Source organism: Bradyrhizobium agreste, from assembly GCF_016031625.1.
Taxonomy (GTDB): Bacteria; Pseudomonadota; Alphaproteobacteria; order Rhizobiales; family Xanthobacteraceae; genus Bradyrhizobium; species Bradyrhizobium agreste.
Window position 1 is genome coordinate 320,020 of sequence record NZ_JACCHP010000003.1, and the last position, 17,022, is coordinate 337,041.

A 17,022-nucleotide genomic window follows, 5' to 3' on the forward strand; every position below is an offset into this window, starting at 1 on the left:
GCGAAAAAGAATCGTATTCGATCTGTAAGTTGTAGTTCCGGGTTCATTGCAGATCAGACCTCATTGCCAAGGGAAGTCCCCGATGTCTGCTGCGCCGGGTCTGAAAGCCAAGACGGTCGCCACCGAACCTGCGGACGATGATTCCGACATCTCCGCGCTGATCAATCGCCTCACCGCGGAGGTCAACCAGATCGCGGTCGACAAGACCAAGTCGATCCAGCAGATCACGAACCAGATGAAGATGCTGGCGCTGAACGCGCTGATCGAGAGCTCGCGCGCCGGGGCGCAGGGCGCCGGCTTTGCGGTGGTGGCGCAGGAGGTGCGCGGGGTCGGCCAGCAGGTCGAGACCATCGCCCGCGAGCTCGAGACCCAATTGACGAAGCGGACCGGCGACCTCGTCGCCTCGATCGAGCGCATGAGTCAGCGCTCCCGCGGCGAGCGCATGGTCGACCTGTCGCTGAACGCCATCGAGCTGATCGATCGCAATCTCTACGAGCGCACCTGCGACGTGCGCTGGTGGGCGACCGATTCCGCCGTGGTCGATTGCGCGGCCTCGCCCAGTGCCGCGGCCGTCTCCCATGCCTCGCAACGCCTCGGCGTGATCCTCGGGGCCTACACCGTCTATCTCGACCTCTGGCTCTGCGACCTCGACGGCAACGTCATCGCCAACGGCCGCGCCGACCGCTTCCGCGTCGTCGGCCAGAACGTCGCCCACACCAAATGGTTTCGCGACGCGCGGGCCTTGCGCTCCGGCGACGACTATGTCGCCGGCGACGTCGAGAACCAGCCGCTGCTCGGCAATGCACAGGTCGCGACCTATTGCGCCAGCGTCCGCGCCGGCGGCCAGGCCAATGGCGCCCCGATCGGGGTGCTCGCCATCCATTTCGACTGGGAGCCGCAGGCCCGCGCCATCGTGCAAGGCGTGCGCGTCGGCGACAGCGACAAGGCGCGCGTGCTGCTGGTCGATTCGAATTTCCGCGTGATCGCTGCGTCCGACGGCCAGGGCATCCTCAGCGAGCGCATCTCGCTGTCTCTGAACGGGCAGCGCTCCGGCTTCTACCACGACCGCACCGGCACGCTGGTCGCGTTCCATGCCACGCCGGGCTACGAAACCTATCGCGGGCTCGGCTGGTACGGCGTGATCATCTGCGGGACGTGAGGAGAGCGGGTCCGCCCCGATCAAAACCCATAAAACAACCCCATGCACAGTAGCCATGGGATTGTTTTCTCTGGTGTTTTTCGTCAGCCCGAGCGGCTTTGACACGTCTGGCAAATTAGCCGCAATCTCCTAAGCACCGGCGAGAGGGCCAATGCGGCGGTGCAGTTGTCCGTGTCCGATAACCGTCTCTGGATCAGGTCATTGAGCGCGGCGATCTAGCACACACTGAACGCAACGCCGTCTCGACGCAGTCCTTGCTCCAGCTCCCGTGTTGGGGAACTATGCTGGTCAATGCAAGAGCCTCACCGTGGGCTCTCAGGCTTCTTCTGGGCAGGGAGAACAAGCTTGAGCGAACAAATGCATCCGGCAGCGCCTCATCATCTGCCGTTCTTCGTGCCCGGGCCCGACGGGTCGGATGCCCTGATGGTCGTGATGGCCATCTTCCTCATCGTCATCGTGTTGTGGGTAGGCACTCTGTATTGGAAGCTGCACAGCCTTCCGGAGCGCATGGCGCACAAATCGCAGAAGCTGCAATTCGAGATCGTCGCCGTGCTCGGCCTCATCTCGCTGTTCACACACATGCACATCTTCTGGATCGCAGGTCTCCTGCTCGCGATGATCGACCTGCCGGACTTCTCGACGCCGCTGCGCACCATCGCCGGCTCAGTGGAACGGATCGCCGATGCGGCGCCGCAGACGCCTCAATTGGCACCCGATGACGGGCGGATCGGCAATTCCGGCCCGAAGAGCACGTCGAACGAGGGAGTTCAAGATCATGCTTGAGCTCCTGCTCTGCTCGCTCGTGACGATCCTGCCGGACTACCTCTATCGCCGCTATCAGCAGAACAAGCGGTTCGGACAGGAAATCACGCTCTACTCGGTCTGGTATGAGCTGAGGTGGGGCATCACCGGCTGCCTGATGCTGACCGTCGCGCTGATCACCATGATCTTCTACTATCATCCGTCGACCACGTCCGCAGCGCTCTACTTCCGCACCGTGCCGATCCTGCCCGAAGTGGCCGGCCGCGTCGTCGAAGTCAACGTCGACTACAGCGCGCCTGTGAAGAAAGGCGCCGTCCTCTTCCGGCTGGACAGTACGAAGCAGCAGGCGGCGCTCGAAACGGCGAAACGAAAGGTCGCCGAAGTCGATGCCTCGCTGATCAGCGCACGGGCCGATGTGGTCAAAGCGGAGGCCCAGATCGGAGAAGCGAAGGCGGCCTGGCAGCAAGCCAGGGATGAGCTCGACACCAAGAGCGAATTGCAGCGCCGCAATCCCGGGATCGTGCCGCAGCGCGACATCGAGAAACTCCAGGTCACCGTCGACCAACGGCAGGCAGGCATCGATGCCGCCAATGCTGGCAGGGAGGCTTCGACGCTGCGGGTTTCCACGCTGCTGCCGGCCGAGAAGGCGAGCGCCGAGGCCGCAATGGCAGAGGCGCAAGTCGACCTCGACAAGACCTTCGTGCGGGCCGGCGTCGATGGACGGGTAGAGCAATTCCTTCTGCGTCCGGGCGACGTCGTCAATCAGATGATGCGACCGGCCGGCCTCTTGATTCCGGAGGGCGCCGGCCGGCGCGCATTGCAGGCCGGCTTCGGTCAGATCGAAGCCCAGGTCATGCGCCCCGGCATGCTTGCGGAGGCGACCTGCATCTCGAAGCCCTGGGTGATCATTCCACTCGTGGTCACAGGCGTGCAGGACTACATCGCCGCGGGTCAATTCCGCTCGGGCGAACAGCTCGTCGATCCGCAAAACCTGCGGCAGCCGGGCACGATCCTGGTGTTTCTGGAACCCCTCTATAAGAATGGGCTGGAGGGCGTCACGCCAGGCTCAACCTGCATCGTCAACGCCTATACGAGCAACCACGATGTGATTGCAGACCCCAAGACCAGCACGCTGAGGGGATTTGCCCTGCACGTCGTCGATGCCACCGGGCTCGTGCATGCTCTTCTGTTGCGCATTCAAGCGCTGCTGTTGCCGGTCAAGACGTTGGTGCTGAGCGGCCACTGATCCCGAGACTTAGGGGAATGATCCCTGAACAATCGTGCCGTGTCGTAACAATCTCTCTGAAGCATTTTTCGGCAAGGCAGGCGTTTCGGACAAGAGCCTGCCCTGATTGCTCGGGTAAGACATGTTCGGATCATTGAGGGCGTTGGTGGGAGAGCTGGGAGCTGGCATCAGTATCTCGCGCTCCGCAATCGCAAGGAGGCAAGCCATGAAGATCGTCGTGATCGGCGGAACCGGATTGATCGGATCAAGACTGGTGGCGAAGCTCAAGCAGCAAGGCCACGAAGCGGTGGCGGCCTCGCCGAAATCGGGCGTGAACGCCGTGACCGGGGAAGGCCTTGCCGCAGCGCTTTCGGGCGCGGATGTGGTCGTCGACGTCGCCAACGCGCCGTCCTGGGAACCGGCAGCGGTGCTCGCGTTCTTCCAGCGATCGAGCGAGAATCTCGTCGCGGCGGAGGCCGCAGCAGGCGTGAAGCATCACGTGGCGCTCTCGATCGTCGGCACCGACCGCTCGCCCGACAACGCCTATTTCCGTGCCAAGCTGGCGCAGGAAACGGTCATTAAGTCCGCCTCTATCCCCTACTCGATCGTGCGCGCCACCCAGTTCTTCGAATTCCTCGCGGCCATTGCCGACACAAGCGCGATCAATGGAAAGATCGTGGTTCCCACGGCTCAGTTTCAGCCAATCGCGGCCGACGACGTCGTCGATCGCCTCGCGGAGGTCGCAACCGGCCGGCCGCTCAACGGCACGATCGATATCGCCGGCCCTGAGAAGGCCCCCTTCAATAAATTCATCGCACGCCGCCTGAAGGCGTCCGGCGACCCACGCCCCGTGATCGGAGATCCGAAGGCGCTGTATTACGGCGCCCCCATCGACGACACGTCGCTGAACCCGCTCGGCGAGGCACGGCTCGGGGCGACGCCGCTCGCAAAATGGCTCGCGCGCCTCTGAGGCTCGGGCCGGCCTGCCATCACGCAGCAATCAGCTCACGATATCGGTCTTCATACTGGCGCGCCATTCGGTGTGCAGTGAACCGCTCCTCGAAACGGGCGCGCACCCTCCTCCGATCCAGCTTGCCCAATTCGCTGATCGCCTTGACGGCTTGCTCCTCGTTCTCGACGATGAAACCGGTCAGGCCGTGCTCGATGACCTCGGGAACCGAGCCGGAGCGGTAGGCGATCACGGGCGTTCCGCAGGCCATCGCCTCGATCATCACCAACCCGAAAGGCTCCGGCCAAGCGATCGGAAATAACAGAGCAGCGGCTCGGCTAAGGAACGGCTGCTTCTGGGCGTCATCGACTTCGCCGACAAGCTGGATCTTCTCACCGTCGATGCGGGGCTGCAGGTGCTTTCTGAAATAGGCCGTCTCGGCGCGCGGTATCTTCGCTGCGATGCGGAGAGGCATCCGGGCTGCGTGTGCGATGCGGATGGCGTCTTCTGGCCCCTTGTCTTCCGTGAGGCGGCCAAGAAACGCCAGATAGGACCCCTCCTCGTAAGAGGGTTGCAACAGCTCCGACGGCAACCCGTGCTGGATCGTTTCCACCCATTTCGCATCCGGAAGCGGCAGCCGCTGGTGATCGGAAATCGACACGAAGCACGCCTCGGGGAACTGCCGAACCACGTCAGGCAAGCCTGGCAAGTCGAGGCGCCCGTGCATGGTCGTCAGGAACGGCACGCCAAGGCGACTGAGCAACGGCAGTGGCAGCCAGTCGACATGCGAGTGGATCACATCGAAGTCCCCGGCTCGTCTCGCGATCGCTTCCAGCAGCATCGCGCAGGCTGCACTCGGATCGGCGCCCTTTCGGCCGAGACGTAGCGCGCGTGGCCACACTGGGTGGAGTTTACCTGTCGTTCGGGAGTCGCCGCTGGCGAAGAGAGTGACGTCGTGGCCGAGCGCGACAAGCTCGTCCACAAGCCAGGCCACCACCCGCTCGGTGCCGCCGTAAAGCTTCGGAGGGACGCTTTCGGCCAGCGGAGCAAGCTGGGCGATGCGCATCGGAGCCCGCTACACTGCTGACAGCAGGATCAGCACGACAGCTGCGGATAGGAGGTTCGATATCGCGAGCAACGTCCAATCCGGCCTTGCGCTTGCGCTCGCCAGGCGGCAGATGCGCCTCTCAATGAGCCTCAACATTCGTCATCGGAGAGCCGTTCGAGATAGGCGAGCCCGAATGCTGCGAGTTCCTGGGCATCACCGTTTCTCTCGCGCGCTTCCCGTCTCCCTTGCAGATGACGCTCGAGCAGGCAGCGACGGCCATCCGCAGCATCGACATCCTGATGCCGCGCGCGGTACACGCACCAAGCGGTGTCCACCGCTGTTCGTAGCGGGCCTTCGTCGACCATGTTCCAGCTCCGACATGGAGATTGTCCATGGCACGCCAACTCGTCGCAGCGGTGGAAGTTTCCACTATTTCCCGAAAGTCTAATCCTGCACGCAAGACGAGCGCAGTCAGGCCGCGTTCCTTGGTGCGTGTAGATCAGACGGTGCGGCGCGCCGCCATCTGCGCTGCGAGCAGCAGCGCGGCGCGGCTGGCACCAATCGAGGCGATGCCTTGCCCCGCGATGTCGTAGGCGGTTCCGTGCGCGGGCGTGCAGATCGGAAAAGGGAAGCCGCCGAGCAAGGTCACGCCGCGATCGAAACCCATCAGCTTCATCGCGATCTGGCCCTGGTCGTGATACATCGTCAGCACGGCATCGAAGGCGCCAGCCTTGGCGCGCAGGAACACGGTGTCGGCGGGAAACGGTCCCTCCGCGGCAATGCCCTCGCGCTGGCTCGCCGCGACCACCGGCGCAATCAACTCGATCTCCTCGCGGCCGAAATTGCCGCCGTCCCCGGCATGGGGATTGAGGCCTGCGACCGCGATGCGCGGCCGCACAAAGCCGGCATTGCGCATGCAGGAATCCGTCAGCTTGAGCGCGCGATGGATGCGTTCGCCGGACAGCTTTGCAGCGACGTCCTTGAGCGGGATGTGCGACGTGACCCGTGCGTTCCAGAGCCGGTCCAGCACGTTGAATTCGCTCGCCGGCGTTTTGAGACCGACGACCTCGGCCGAGAACGCGATCTCGTCGTCGTACTCGGCACGGGCAAGGCGCATCGCCTGCTTGTTGAAGGGGGTGAAACAGACCGCATCGACATGGCCGTCGCGGCCGAGTTCGAGGGCATGACTGTAATTGGCCAGCGCAAATTTTCCGCCGGCAAGGGTCGCGGTCTTCGGCTCGACCTCACTGGGGTCGAGGTGGCGGAGATCGATGAACAGCGCATCTTCCTGCGCCGCGCGAAGGTCGGCACCCTGCTCCACCGCGGACAAGTCCGGTCGGACGCCAGCGACGCGCGCCCCCTCGTCGAAGATACGGCGGTCGCCGATGACGACGAGCCGGCAGCGCGCGCGGATGTCGTCCTGCGCCACGAGCTTCGCCGTCAGCTCCGGACTGATGCCGGCAGGATCTCCCATTGCCAATGCAACGAGCGGCTTTGAGGTCATATGATCACCTTTTCCTGGACTGACGTCTCGGTCGCGGCGGATGCGGGTTTGCGCCAGAGCCGCGTCAGCTGCAATACGAGCGGAAGCAGCAGCAGCGCGATGCCGCCCACGATCAGGCACGTCACCAGGTTGTTCGCAAAGAAGATGCCGAGCGATCCCTTGGAGATCAGCATCGACTGCCGGAACGCGTCCTCGGCCTTGTCGCCGATGACGATCGCGAGCACGAGCGGCGCTAAGGGATAGAACAGCTTCTTGAAGAGATAGCCGACGATTCCAAAGCCGAGCATCATGACGACGTCGAGATAGGAGTTCGACACCGAATAGGCGCCGACGACGCAGATGATCACGATCAGCGGCGCGATCACCACGAAGGGAATCCGCATCAGGGCGGCGAACACCGGCACCGTCAGCAGCACCAGGACGACGGCAACGATGTTGCCGACATACATCGAGGCGATCAGGCCCCAGACGAAATCCTTTTGGTCCACGAACAGCATGGGCCCGGGATTGAGGCCCCAGATCATCAGCCCACCCATCATCACGGCCGCGGTCGCCGAGCCGGGAATGCCGAGCGAGAGCATCGGCAGCAGCGCGCTGGTCCCGGCGGCATGATCGGCCGTCTCCGGCGAGATGATACCTTCGACCTCGCCCGTGCCGAAATGCCGGCCGCGGCGTGAAAAGCGCCGCGCGATGCCGTAGCTCATGAAGGAGGCCGCGGTCGGACCGCCCGGCGTGATGCCCATCCAGCAGCCGATCGCGGCACTGCGCAGCAGGGCGACGCCGTGCCGCGGCAGGCGGGCGACGGCGCGAAACACCTCGCGCCAATCGATCGTCGAGGAGACCGCGCGGGCGTGAAATTCCTCCTCGACTGCGACCAGCAGTTCGCCGATGCCGAACAGCCCCATCACCGCGACGACGAAGCTCACGCCCTTGACCAGCTCGTCCACGCCCATGGTGAGGCGCACGCTGCCGGACACCGTGTCGATGCCGATGGCGGCGATGGCAAAGCCGAGCGCCAGCGCCACGACCGTCTTGATCGGTGCCGCGCCGCCCATGCCGACGAAGCTGGCAAAGGCGAGGAAATACACCGCAAAATACTCGGCCGGCCCGAAGGCGAGCGCAACCTGCGCCACCCAGGAGGCGAGGAAGGTGATCAGGATGACGCCGACCAGCGCGCCGAACGCCGCCGAACCGAAGGCGGTCGCGAGCGCTGTGGTCGGCCGGCCGTCGCGCGCCATCGGATAGCCGTCAAAGGTGGTCGCCACCGACGACGGCTCGCCCGGAATGTTGAACAGGATGGAGGTCACCGATCCCCCGAACAGTGCGCCCCAATACATGCTGGAGAGCAGGATGATGGCCGAGACGGGCTGCATGCCGAAGGTGAGCGGCAGGAGCAGCGACACGCCGTTCGGCGCGCCCAGCCCCGGCAGCACGCCGACGAGAATGCCGAGCAGCACGCCGACCACCATCAGCGCCAGATGCGGTGCCGTGACCGCGATGGTGAAGCCGTGCAGGAGCTCCGCGAGATTGTCCATCGGGCCCTCCGTCAGAACCCGAAGGCGGCGAGCGCGCCGTGCGGCAGACTGACCTGGAACATGCGCTCGAACACGAGGTAGAGCGCGAGCGCTGTGGCTCCTGCCATGGCGAGCGCGCGCGGCACCGATTGCTGCCGGGGGATCGCCAGCACGGCGAAGACATAGAGGGCCGAGGCGACGTACATCCCGGCGAGCGGGATCGCGGCGACGAAGATCGCGGCCGGCACGAACAGGCCGGCGAGCCGGCGCAGCTCGATCGACGTGATCGCGATGGGAACGTTTGCGAGCGTCGCGGCCGGCAGCAGGCCTCGCACCAGATTGTAGAGGCTGCCGAGCACGACGATGATCCCGGTCAGGAACGGGAACGTGCCAGCGTCGACGCCCGCGCTCGACCAGCCGATGCCGTTGTCGAGGCTGGAGACGACGACGGCCACGCCGAAGCTGCCCGTGAGCACGGCGGTGGCAAGTTCAAGCGCGCGGCGAGAGATCATGGCGTGGTCCTTTGAAGCGATCCCGTGACTATCGGAAAGCCTGCCGAACGAGCTGGGCCTGCATGGTTCGAGACGCCCGCTTTGGCGGGCTCCTCACCATGAGGGTCTGGCATCTCGCCACAACCGGCGACCTCATCCTGAGGGCCCGCCGCAGGCGGGCGTCTCGAAGGATGGCCGCGGGCGATCTGGCCGCCAAACCTCACTTGACCAGCCAGCCCTGCTCGCCTGCGACCTGCTTGACGCGCTCGAGGTCCTCCTTGATGAATTTTTCGAGCTCGGCACCGGTCAGGAACGTGTCGACCTGGGAGGTCTTCTCGATATAGTCCTTCCACTCCGGCGTTGCCTGCACCTTCTTCATGAGATCGACATAGAACGCGGCCTGCTCCGGCGTGACCTTGCCGGGCAGCCACACCGTGCGCGGCTGCTCATATTGCTTGATGTCGAGGCCCTGCTCGACGCAGGTCGGAACGTCGCTCCAGCCTTCGGTCGCCGTGATTTTCGGCCCCTGCGGCAGCCGCTTCGGGCTGAACACGCAGAGCGGTCGCTGCGTGCCGCCGCGCCATTGCCCGAGGCTTTCGCTGGGGTTGTTGACGTGGGAGTCGAGATGGCCGCCGGCGAGCTGCACGGCGGTCTCGGCGCCGCTCTTGAAGGGGATGTAGGTCAGCTTGACCTTGCCGACCTTCTCGATCATGCGCGTCAGCACCTCGTCGGTGTCCTTGGACTGCGCGCCGCCCATCTTGAATTCGCCCGATGCAGCCGCCTTCAGATAATCGCCCGCGGTCTTGTATGGCGCGTCCTGCTTGACCCAGAGCAGGAACTCGTCCTGCGCCATCGCCGCGATCGGGGTGAGATCGGTGTAGTTGAAGGCGACCTTGGAGACGAGCGGCTGCTGCCAGGCGTTCGAGGTGCCGAAGATCACCTTGTAGGGATCGCCTGCGGACGCCTTGCCGTAGACATAGCCCTCGGCGCCGCTGCCGCCGCCCTTGTTGACGACGACGATCGGCTGCTCGATCAACTTGTGTTTGGTGATGATGTTCTGCACCGCGCGCGCGAGATTGTCGGTGCCGCCGCCGGGCCCGGCGGTTGCAATGAACTCGATCGGCTTTTGCGGTTGCCAAGCCGCGAGCGCCGGCATGGTGCCGCCGAGCACGGCTACAGCGGCGGAGAGCAGAAATGTTGACGTCCGACCCATGATTTCCTCCAGCTGATTCTTTATCTTTTGTCGTTGTCGTATCGACGTCCGGTCAGGCGACGTGTTCCTCGCGTCTTTCCAGGGCCGAGACGATCGCGCCTTCTTTTTCGAGCGCTTCGATTCGTGACTGGTCGAATCCGTGCTCGGCCAGAACCTCTCGCGTGTGCTCACCATAGACCGGTGCGCCTGAGCGCACTTTGCCCGGGGTCTCCGAAAACTTGACGGGAAGCCCGATCGTCTTGACGGGCCCGAGCGTGGAGTGCTCGACCTCCACCACCATCTCGCGCGCCAGCGTCTGCGGGTCGCTGAGAGCCTCCAGCATGTCGTGCACAGGGCCGCACGGCACGCCCTTCTCGTCCAGCGCCGCCAACCAATGCGCCCGCGACCTGGTGCGGAAGCGCTCGCTGAGGACGGCTTCGAGCTCCTTCAGGTTGGCCATGCGATCGGCACCGGTGACGAAGCGCGGATCGTCGGCGAGCTCGCTCGCGCCGAGCGCTTCCAGCATCAACAGCCAATGCTTCTTGTTGGCGCCGCCGACCACGAGCCAGCCGTCCGAGGCTTCGAAGGCCTGGTACGGCGCGTTGAGCGGATGCGCCGAGCCCATCGCGCGCGGCGCGGTGCCCGCCGCGAGCGCGATGGTCGACTGCCAATAGGTCTGCACCAGCGCAGCTTCATAGAGCGAGGTCTCGACCCACTGCCCTTCGCCGGTCTTGAGGCGATGGGTGTAGGCCGCAAGGATGCCCATGCTCGCGAGCAGGCCGGCGGTGATGTCGGACAGCGGCGGCCCGCATTTGACCGGCGGGCCGTCGGGGCGCTCGCCGGTAAAGCTCATGATGCCGCTCATGGCTTGCGCGACGAGGTCGAATCCCCTGCGGTGCTTGTAGGGCCCGGTGCGGCCGAATCCCGACAGCGAGCAATAGATCAGCGCCGGGAATTCCGCGTGCAGCGCTTCATAGCCGAAGCCGAGGCGCTCCATCGCGCCCGGCGCAAAGTTCTCGACCAGCACGTCGGCATCCGCGATCAGCCGGCGCAGCACCTCTTTGCCACCATCGGTCTTCAGGTCGAGCACGATGCCGCGCTTGTTGCGGTTCATCATCAGGAACGACGCCGCCTCGTCGCCGATCTTCGGCGGCACCGAATGGCGGGTGTCATCGCCGTTCGGCCATTTCTCGATCTTGATGACGTCGGCGCCCATGTCGGCGAGCATCAGGGTGCAGGTCGGTCCCGCCATGACGTGAGTGAGATCAATGACCTTGAGGCCGGCCAGCGGTCCCGAACGGCGAGAGGTGGATTGCGATCGATCGCTTTGCATCGGCTCGTCCTATTGGCCGCGCCATTGCGGCGCGCGCTTGTTGAGGAAAGCATCGAGCCCTTCGCGAAAGTCCTGGCTCGTGTAGCACATCAGGATGAGGTCCTCGCCCTCGTCCTGCGTCAGCCGGCGTTGCAGACGGCTGACAGCCTGCTTGGTCGCATTCAGCGTCAGCGGCGCATGGCTCGCGACGAGCCGGGCCACCTCGTCTGCGCGTCGTTCAAGGGCGGCAAGATCGTCGACGACCTCGCCGAGCAGCCCGACGCTTGCGGCCTCCGCGGCGTCGACGAGGCGCGCGGTGAAGATGAGATCCTTGACGCGCGCGGCGCCGATCAGCGCGGTGAGACGGCCGACATTGGACATCGACAGGCAATTGCCGAGCGTCCTGGCGATGGGGAATCCGATTTTCGCAGCTTTCGTGCCGATGCGGAGGTCGCAGGCCGCGGCAATGCCGGCACCGCCGCCGGTGCAGAACCCGTTGATCGCCGCAATCGTCGGCACCCGGCACTGCTCGAGTGTGGTCAGCACGCGGTCGATCCGGTTCTCGTAGTCGATGGCGTCCTGCGGCGTTTTGAATTCGCGGAACTGGTTGATGTCGGTGCCGGACGCGAAGGCCTTGTCGCCGGCCCCGCGCAGCACCAGCACCTTGATCGCATGGTCGCGGTTGGCCTCCTCGCAGATCGCGGCGAGCCGCTCGTACATGGCGAAGGTGAAGGCATTGCGGGCCTGCGGGCGGTTGAAGGTGATCCGCCCGATGCCGTCGTTGCATTCAAAAACGAGGTCGTCCGCCTCCGCAGCCAGGTCCATTCCTCATGTCCTCTTGTTTTTTGCATTTTTGAATGCAAAATTTGCGATTAGCAAGCTAAAACTTCCGAATATTGCCAGATAATCTCTCTTTTGCATTCAAAACGGAGCGCTTCCATGCTTCACGAGGAGGTTGTTGGCCGCATCCGCGCCATCCTGCTCGACGGCGAAATCCCGCCGGGCGCGCGGATTCCCGAGCGCGAGCTGTGTGAGCGGCTCGAGATCTCGCGCACGCCGCTGCGCGAGGCGCTCAAGGTGCTGGCCGCCGAAGGGCTCGTGCAGCTGCTGCCGCATCGCGGCTCGCGCGCAGCAAAGCTGACCGACAAAGACATGCGCGACCTGTTCGAGGTCTGCCAGGGCTTGGAGGCCCTCGCTGGCGAACTCGCCTGCGAGCGCATCAGCGACGCCGAGATCGACACGATCGCCGCCGCGCATGCGGACATGGTGCAGCATTATCGCGAGCGCGACCTGATCCAGTACTATCGCGGCAACCGCGCCATTCACGAGGCCATCGTGAATGCAGCCGGAAATCCCGTGCTCGCCGGGCTTTATGCCTCGGTGACCGCGCGCATCCGGCGCGCGCGCTATGTCACGCCGATGACGCCGCAGCGCTGGGCGCTCGCCGTGAAGGAGCACGAGGCGATCCTCAACGCGCTTCAGCGCCGCGACGGCGTCGGCCTCGCCCACATCTTGCGGGCGCATCTGCGTCACAAGCGCGAAGAGGTGTTGCAGGCGGGTTTTGCCGAGACGGAAGGCAATGACGTCACATTGAGTATTGCGTAACGCTCAATTCCACGTGCTCTGGTTGGGCACAGCGAGCCTTTGCACGCGGCATTCGCCCTCTGCGTGCGGTGTCAAGCAATTCCACTTGCTAGCTTGTCGCAACCGGCGCAGCATGCTTTGCACCGTCTCTGGCCGCGGGGCCAATATCAGGCGGTCGCAAGGCGCGAACAATTGCGCAAAACAAAAGACAAAGGCGGAGAAAACGTATGACAATCGATGTCTCACGTCGGTCCCTACTCGCACTCGGCGCCGGTCTCGGCGCCAGCGCCATGCTCGGCAGCAGCGCGATGGCACGGGCGCCCAAGCTCGGCACCCAGACGCCCTACTGGCACCGCTTCATTCTCGGCGAGGCCGAGGTGACCGTCGTGTCCGACGGACCGCTTCCGCTCGGCGATCCCTCCGGGACCTTCACCGGCGTTCCCAAGGAAGAGGTCAAGAAGATGCTGGCCGACAATTTCCTGTCGCCGGACAATGTCGTGCTCGAACAGAATTCCCCGATCGTCAACACCGGCGACAAGCTCATCCTGTTCGACACCGGCATGGGCTCATCGAAGATGTTCGGCGCCAGCACCGGACGGCAGCAGAAGAGCATGACAGAGGCCGGCATCAAGCCGGATGACATCGATGCCGTCGTGTGCTCGCATGCCCATATCGATCATATCGGCGGCATCGTCGACGAGGGCGGCAAGCCGCTGTTCCCCAACGCGCAAGTTTACATTGCCCAGAGCGATTTCGACTTCTGGACCGACGAAGGCAAGCTCGGCAGCGCCGCCAAGGACTTCGTCGTCCACGCCCGCAAGAACCTGCTGCCGGTCCGGGATCGGATCAAGTTCTTCAAGGACGGCGAGGAATTCCTGCCGGGCGTGCAGGCGATCGCGGCGCCCGGCCACACCGTCGGCCACACCATCTTCATGGTCACATCGGCAGGCAAGTCGTTCGCCTTCCTCGGCGATCTCTCGCACCATTCGGTGCTGCTGCTGGAGAAGCCGCGGATGGAGTTCTCGTATGACACGGATCCCAAGCAGGCAGCGGAATCGCGGGTGAAGTTGTTGACGATGCTGGCCGCGAACAAGATCCCGGTGATGTCCTATCACTTCGCCTGGCCAGGCTATGGCCACGTCGCCAAGGCCGGAGATGGCTTCCACTACTATCCCCAGCCGATGCAGATGACGCTATAGCCATCAGTTCAGGTCCGGGCGGCGCGAGCCGCCCGGACCTGTGCGGTCCCCACGAGGCGAACCTTACAGGCACTCCAGGCGGGCCCGCAGGCGAGCGTCGCTCTCACGGCCCAATGCAAGCAATCCGGAATACGGATCCCCGGCAATGCCGAGCACCGCGGCAAACGCAGGTTCGGTCTTCATCCCGCGCGCCCTGTGTCCGGCCACCGCTTTGCGCAGGCGCCCGTCGTCGAGCGCGAGCAATCTCCGCTCGATCTCGAAGTGCAGCCAGCCTTCCTGCTGATCGACCGGCCTCGGATCGCCGAACAGCTCGAACGGCCAGCCGCCCCATTCGAAGCGGGCGACCACCGGCCGTCGGCTGGAGCACCATTGGTAGAGCGCAAACCCATCGCAGGAGCGGTACCGTCGCCAGACCATTTCGGCGAAAACTGCCGCGTCCGGGACGTGGCAGACGACATCGATATCGCTTGTCGGCATCGAGAGCCCCAAGGGCAGCGTCCCGACCACACGGGGATCGAACTCCCGCAGCTCATCGAGCAGTCCCGAACTGCCAATCGCGGCTTCGTAGCTATCGATCCGCCTCGGCATCGCCGAAGACCTCGACGAGACGAAAACGCTCGCACATCAGCATCATGTCGTCGCTGTAGCGCCCGAGCCTGCCGAAATAGTTTTGATGGGCACGGCGCCAATAGGCCAGGCTCCGGTCCCCCTCTCCCTCGTCATGTGCAAAGGCTGCGTCGACTTCGTTGAAGCGCCGGTATGTCACCTCGACGGATTCGATAACGCAGCACGGCTCTCCGCGCCCGTCGAGCACGACCCAGCGCTCACCGGGCGTGGACGTGTTCGGCTCGTCCTCGGTGCTGCAGGTTGCGGTCTTGATGCCCTTGATAACGAGCTCGACCAATTCGTCCGCCAGCGCAGGGCTGTCGCCGAACGCGAAGGTTCGCAGATCTCGATAGCGTTCGGGGATCTGCTTGCCCATCCTAGCAGCCGAGCTTGTCGGCGATGCCGCCGAAATCCTTCGCGACGATGTCCCAGTTGCCGGTCGCTTCGAAATCGACCTTCTGGAGCGGGCCATACTCGGTCGGCCGCGCCACGAAGGCGGTCTTCAATCCGTTTTTCTGGGCAGCCGCGAGATCGCCATTGTGGGCGGCGACCATCATCACCTCGCCCGGCTCGAGGCAGAGCAGCTTTGCTGCGCCGAGATAGGTTTCCGGATCGGGCTTGTAATGCTCGAACAGCTCGGCCGACATGATGAGATCCCACGGCAGGCCGGCGAACTTCGCCATGTTGGTGAGCAGCGCGACGTTGCCGTTCGAGAGCGGCGAGATCACGAACTTCGATTTCAGCCGCATCAGGCCGGCGACGCTGTCGGGCCAGGGATGCAGCCGATGCCAACCCTTGGTGAGGTAATCGAGATCGGCCTCGGCAAGGCCCTTGATCGCGAATTTCTCGACGAGTTGCTCCAGCGAGCGGCGATGCAGGTCGTCCAGCATGACATAGCCGCGCTCGGGATGTTTGCGCACGTCATCCATGGACGCGACGTACAGGCCGCGCCAGCCGTCGACGAGCGCGGTCCAGTCCGCGCTGATGCCGCGCTGCTTGCCCCACCACATGAAGTCGGTGATCAGGCTGGTGCGCCAATCGACGACCGTGCCGAACACATCGAAGACCAGGGCTTTGACGGCGGAGAGATCGGATGGTGTGGTCATGCTTCGCTCCGCTGATTATGTCTCGGCCCGGCTAGCTCCGGCCGAGATTGAGGGCTTTAAAGCACGATCCGTTGCATGCAACAATAGCGGTTGCCCGCCGCATCAGGCTCGCCCAGCGCGAGCGATGTAATCAGCCTGCCCATCGCGTGCAATCGCATCTTCCATGACAAGTATCCCTATCGCTTTCATAATGCTCGAAGATGCCCGTCTCCCGGACGAGGAAGCTTTAATCCAGTCAATACGCGTTCGTCATCCCGACTTGCGGTGCAGTCGCAGCACCGTCGCACCAAGCGACAGGGCGACGCGCCCGATGTTCATCCGCATCGGAGATCACGTCATGACGATCTTCCTGATACCGGAGCCGCTGCCTTTTGATCAGCGACTTTGGGAGCGAGCCTCGTGGCTATGGCCGGAAGCTTTCGACGCCGCCGGACGCCATCGCGCGCACCTCGTCGTCGCGGCGATGGACTCGGCCAAAAGCAATGCTGAAACGAAAGCGCTAGGATTTGCCGAGCGTACGCCGCTCACGACCGCCCTTGTAGGCGCAGTGCTCGCGGCGATGCCTGGTGTCGTCGCCGTCATCTGGTGCGGAAAGGTCGGCCGTTCGCCCGAGATGTGGCTCGAGCAGTCGAGCCGCGCGTTCGAGCCGTATCCAGATCAGCCGTTCGGATTATGGATGGACATCGTCCCCTTCCGCTCCGGCAAGACCTTGGGAGCTTTTACGGACGGATTGTCGGAGTTCACGGGACGAGAGATCGAGTTTGAGGTGGATGGGCTTGATGAACGCACCGTCACCGCCCGCGTTGCCCAAGTCTCAGCATTTCTCATCGCAGCCGGCCCCGACGCGGGCTTCAAGAACGGCGAGGTGTTCGAAGCGGACTCCGAGATCGATCACCGCGTTGCTGTGCTCCATCGCAAGTCGCGCTTCAACATGGGGCCGGTCATTTCCTTCTCATCTCTTGATGATAGATCGGGAAGAATCAGAACCTATCCGATCATTCCCCCTTCCATCGCCAGAAATCATCCTCTGCTGATTATGCTGGCAAAGGTCGGGCTTTTCGATCCGGCACATCCAAAAAACAAAATCGGGCTAAAGCCTGATCACTACCTGTCCGAAGTGCGCCTGGAGAGCTTCGATGAAGGCCTCGCAAAGGCGCTGTCTCGTATGGTCGCAACTGATACCTATGCCGAGGCCGACATGAACGCGCGCAGCGCGCTCGCGCGCGGAGACACGGCAGCCGCGAAGTCCGTTCTTCAGCCGTGGGCCGATGAAGTCGGGCAGCTCCAGGAGGCAGTCATGCTCGCTCTGACGTTGCGCGACGTGCACATGTTCGCCCCGGCACCGTACCGCAGCCCATAGCGGGCAGACGA

General features: G+C 64.1%; 18 protein-coding genes. 7 read left to right on the forward strand and 11 right to left on the reverse strand.

Annotated features, from left to right (window positions below):
- Nucleotides 1–82: 82 nt before the first annotated feature.
- The 4 genes from HZZ13_RS06355 (at nt 83) to HZZ13_RS06370 (ending at nt 4,116) form a co-directional block, all read left to right on the forward strand.
- Nucleotides 83–1,159: a methyl-accepting chemotaxis protein gene (locus HZZ13_RS06355; protein WP_197958774.1), complete on the forward strand. Its 1,077-nt coding sequence runs from the start codon at nt 83–85 to the stop codon at nt 1,157–1,159.
- A 345-nt stretch (nt 1,160–1,504) separates the two neighbouring features.
- Nucleotides 1,505–1,942: a hypothetical protein gene (locus HZZ13_RS06360; protein WP_197958775.1), complete on the forward strand. Its 438-nt coding sequence runs from the start codon at nt 1,505–1,507 to the stop codon at nt 1,940–1,942.
- Entirely contained in the window at nt 1,935–3,167 is a 1,233-nt protein-coding gene (locus tag HZZ13_RS06365; RefSeq protein WP_197958776.1) for an HlyD family secretion protein, read from the forward strand. Before HZZ13_RS06360 ends, HZZ13_RS06365 begins: the two co-directional genes overlap by 8 nt.
- A gap of 205 nt (nt 3,168–3,372) precedes the next feature.
- Complete coding sequence (locus HZZ13_RS06370) at nt 3,373–4,116, forward strand: SDR family oxidoreductase (protein ID WP_197958777.1); 744 nt, start codon at nt 3,373–3,375, stop codon at nt 4,114–4,116.
- Nucleotides 4,117–4,135: 19 nt separating this feature from the next.
- On the opposite strand, the gene HZZ13_RS06375 is transcribed toward HZZ13_RS06370, so the two are convergent.
- The 8 genes from HZZ13_RS06375 to HZZ13_RS06410 form a co-directional block, all read right to left on the reverse strand.
- Nucleotides 4,136–5,161 (reverse strand): glycosyltransferase family 4 protein, encoded by a 1,026-nt coding sequence (locus HZZ13_RS06375; RefSeq protein ID WP_197958778.1) that lies wholly within the window; start codon nt 5,159–5,161, stop codon nt 4,136–4,138.
- 131 nt (nt 5,162–5,292) lie between these two features.
- Nucleotides 5,293–5,508 carry a hypothetical protein gene (locus HZZ13_RS06380; RefSeq protein WP_197952943.1) on the reverse strand — a complete coding sequence of 72 codons (216 nt, stop codon included), beginning with the start codon at nt 5,506–5,508 and terminating at the stop codon, nt 5,293–5,295.
- 134 nt (nt 5,509–5,642) lie between these two features.
- A complete protein-coding gene (locus tag HZZ13_RS06385; protein WP_197958779.1) occupies nt 5,643–6,647 on the reverse strand; it encodes a 4-hydroxythreonine-4-phosphate dehydrogenase PdxA in 1,005 nt (334 codons plus the stop codon).
- Nucleotides 6,644–8,182: a tripartite tricarboxylate transporter permease gene (locus HZZ13_RS06390; protein ID WP_197958780.1), complete on the reverse strand. Its 1,539-nt coding sequence runs from the start codon at nt 8,180–8,182 to the stop codon at nt 6,644–6,646. Before HZZ13_RS06390 ends, HZZ13_RS06385 begins: the two co-directional genes overlap by 4 nt.
- A gap of 11 nt (nt 8,183–8,193) precedes the next feature.
- The gene (locus HZZ13_RS06395; RefSeq protein ID WP_197958781.1) at nt 8,194–8,673 is read right to left on the reverse strand and encodes a tripartite tricarboxylate transporter TctB family protein; all 480 of its coding nucleotides are present in this window, start codon (nt 8,671–8,673) and stop codon (nt 8,194–8,196) included.
- 199 nt (nt 8,674–8,872) lie between these two features.
- Nucleotides 8,873–9,865, reverse strand: a complete 993-nt coding sequence (locus HZZ13_RS06400; protein ID WP_197958782.1) for a Bug family tripartite tricarboxylate transporter substrate binding protein — start codon at nt 9,863–9,865, stop codon at nt 8,873–8,875.
- Nucleotides 9,866–9,917: 52 nt separating this feature from the next.
- Nucleotides 9,918–11,177 (reverse strand): CaiB/BaiF CoA transferase family protein, encoded by a 1,260-nt coding sequence (locus HZZ13_RS06405; RefSeq protein WP_197958783.1) that lies wholly within the window; start codon nt 11,175–11,177, stop codon nt 9,918–9,920.
- 9 nt (nt 11,178–11,186) lie between these two features.
- Nucleotides 11,187–11,981 carry an enoyl-CoA hydratase/isomerase family protein gene (locus tag HZZ13_RS06410; protein WP_197958784.1) on the reverse strand — a complete coding sequence of 265 codons (795 nt, stop codon included), beginning with the start codon at nt 11,979–11,981 and terminating at the stop codon, nt 11,187–11,189.
- 114 nt (nt 11,982–12,095) lie between these two features.
- Between HZZ13_RS06410 and HZZ13_RS06415 the strand changes: the two genes are divergently transcribed.
- Both HZZ13_RS06415 and HZZ13_RS06420 read left to right on the forward strand, forming a co-directional pair.
- Complete coding sequence (locus HZZ13_RS06415) at nt 12,096–12,761, forward strand: GntR family transcriptional regulator (RefSeq protein ID WP_197958785.1); 666 nt, start codon at nt 12,096–12,098, stop codon at nt 12,759–12,761.
- 206 nt (nt 12,762–12,967) lie between these two features.
- Nucleotides 12,968–13,939 (forward strand): MBL fold metallo-hydrolase, encoded by a 972-nt coding sequence (locus HZZ13_RS06420; protein WP_197958786.1) that lies wholly within the window; start codon nt 12,968–12,970, stop codon nt 13,937–13,939.
- A 63-nt stretch (nt 13,940–14,002) separates the two neighbouring features.
- Here the strand turns inward: HZZ13_RS06420 and HZZ13_RS06425 are convergent, their stop codons facing one another.
- From HZZ13_RS06425 to HZZ13_RS06435, 3 genes are read right to left on the reverse strand one after another with little or no spacing between them, the layout of a single operon-like run.
- The gene (locus HZZ13_RS06425) at nt 14,003–14,527 is read right to left on the reverse strand and encodes a DUF4269 domain-containing protein (RefSeq protein ID WP_197958787.1); all 525 of its coding nucleotides are present in this window, start codon (nt 14,525–14,527) and stop codon (nt 14,003–14,005) included.
- Nucleotides 14,508–14,921 carry an ASCH domain-containing protein gene (locus HZZ13_RS06430; RefSeq protein WP_197958788.1) on the reverse strand — a complete coding sequence of 138 codons (414 nt, stop codon included), beginning with the start codon at nt 14,919–14,921 and terminating at the stop codon, nt 14,508–14,510. The genes HZZ13_RS06425 and HZZ13_RS06430 overlap by 20 nt, the downstream gene beginning before the upstream one ends.
- A 1-nt stretch (nt 14,922) precedes the next feature.
- Nucleotides 14,923–15,651, reverse strand: coding sequence for a haloacid dehalogenase type II (locus HZZ13_RS06435; protein WP_197958789.1), 729 nt, complete (start codon nt 15,649–15,651; stop codon nt 14,923–14,925).
- 337 nt (nt 15,652–15,988) lie between these two features.
- Here HZZ13_RS06435 and HZZ13_RS06440 point away from each other — a divergent pair, with 337 nt between their 5' ends.
- Complete coding sequence (locus HZZ13_RS06440; RefSeq protein ID WP_246504323.1) at nt 15,989–17,011, forward strand: hypothetical protein; 1,023 nt, start codon at nt 15,989–15,991, stop codon at nt 17,009–17,011.
- Nucleotides 17,012–17,022 lie beyond the last annotated feature (11 nt).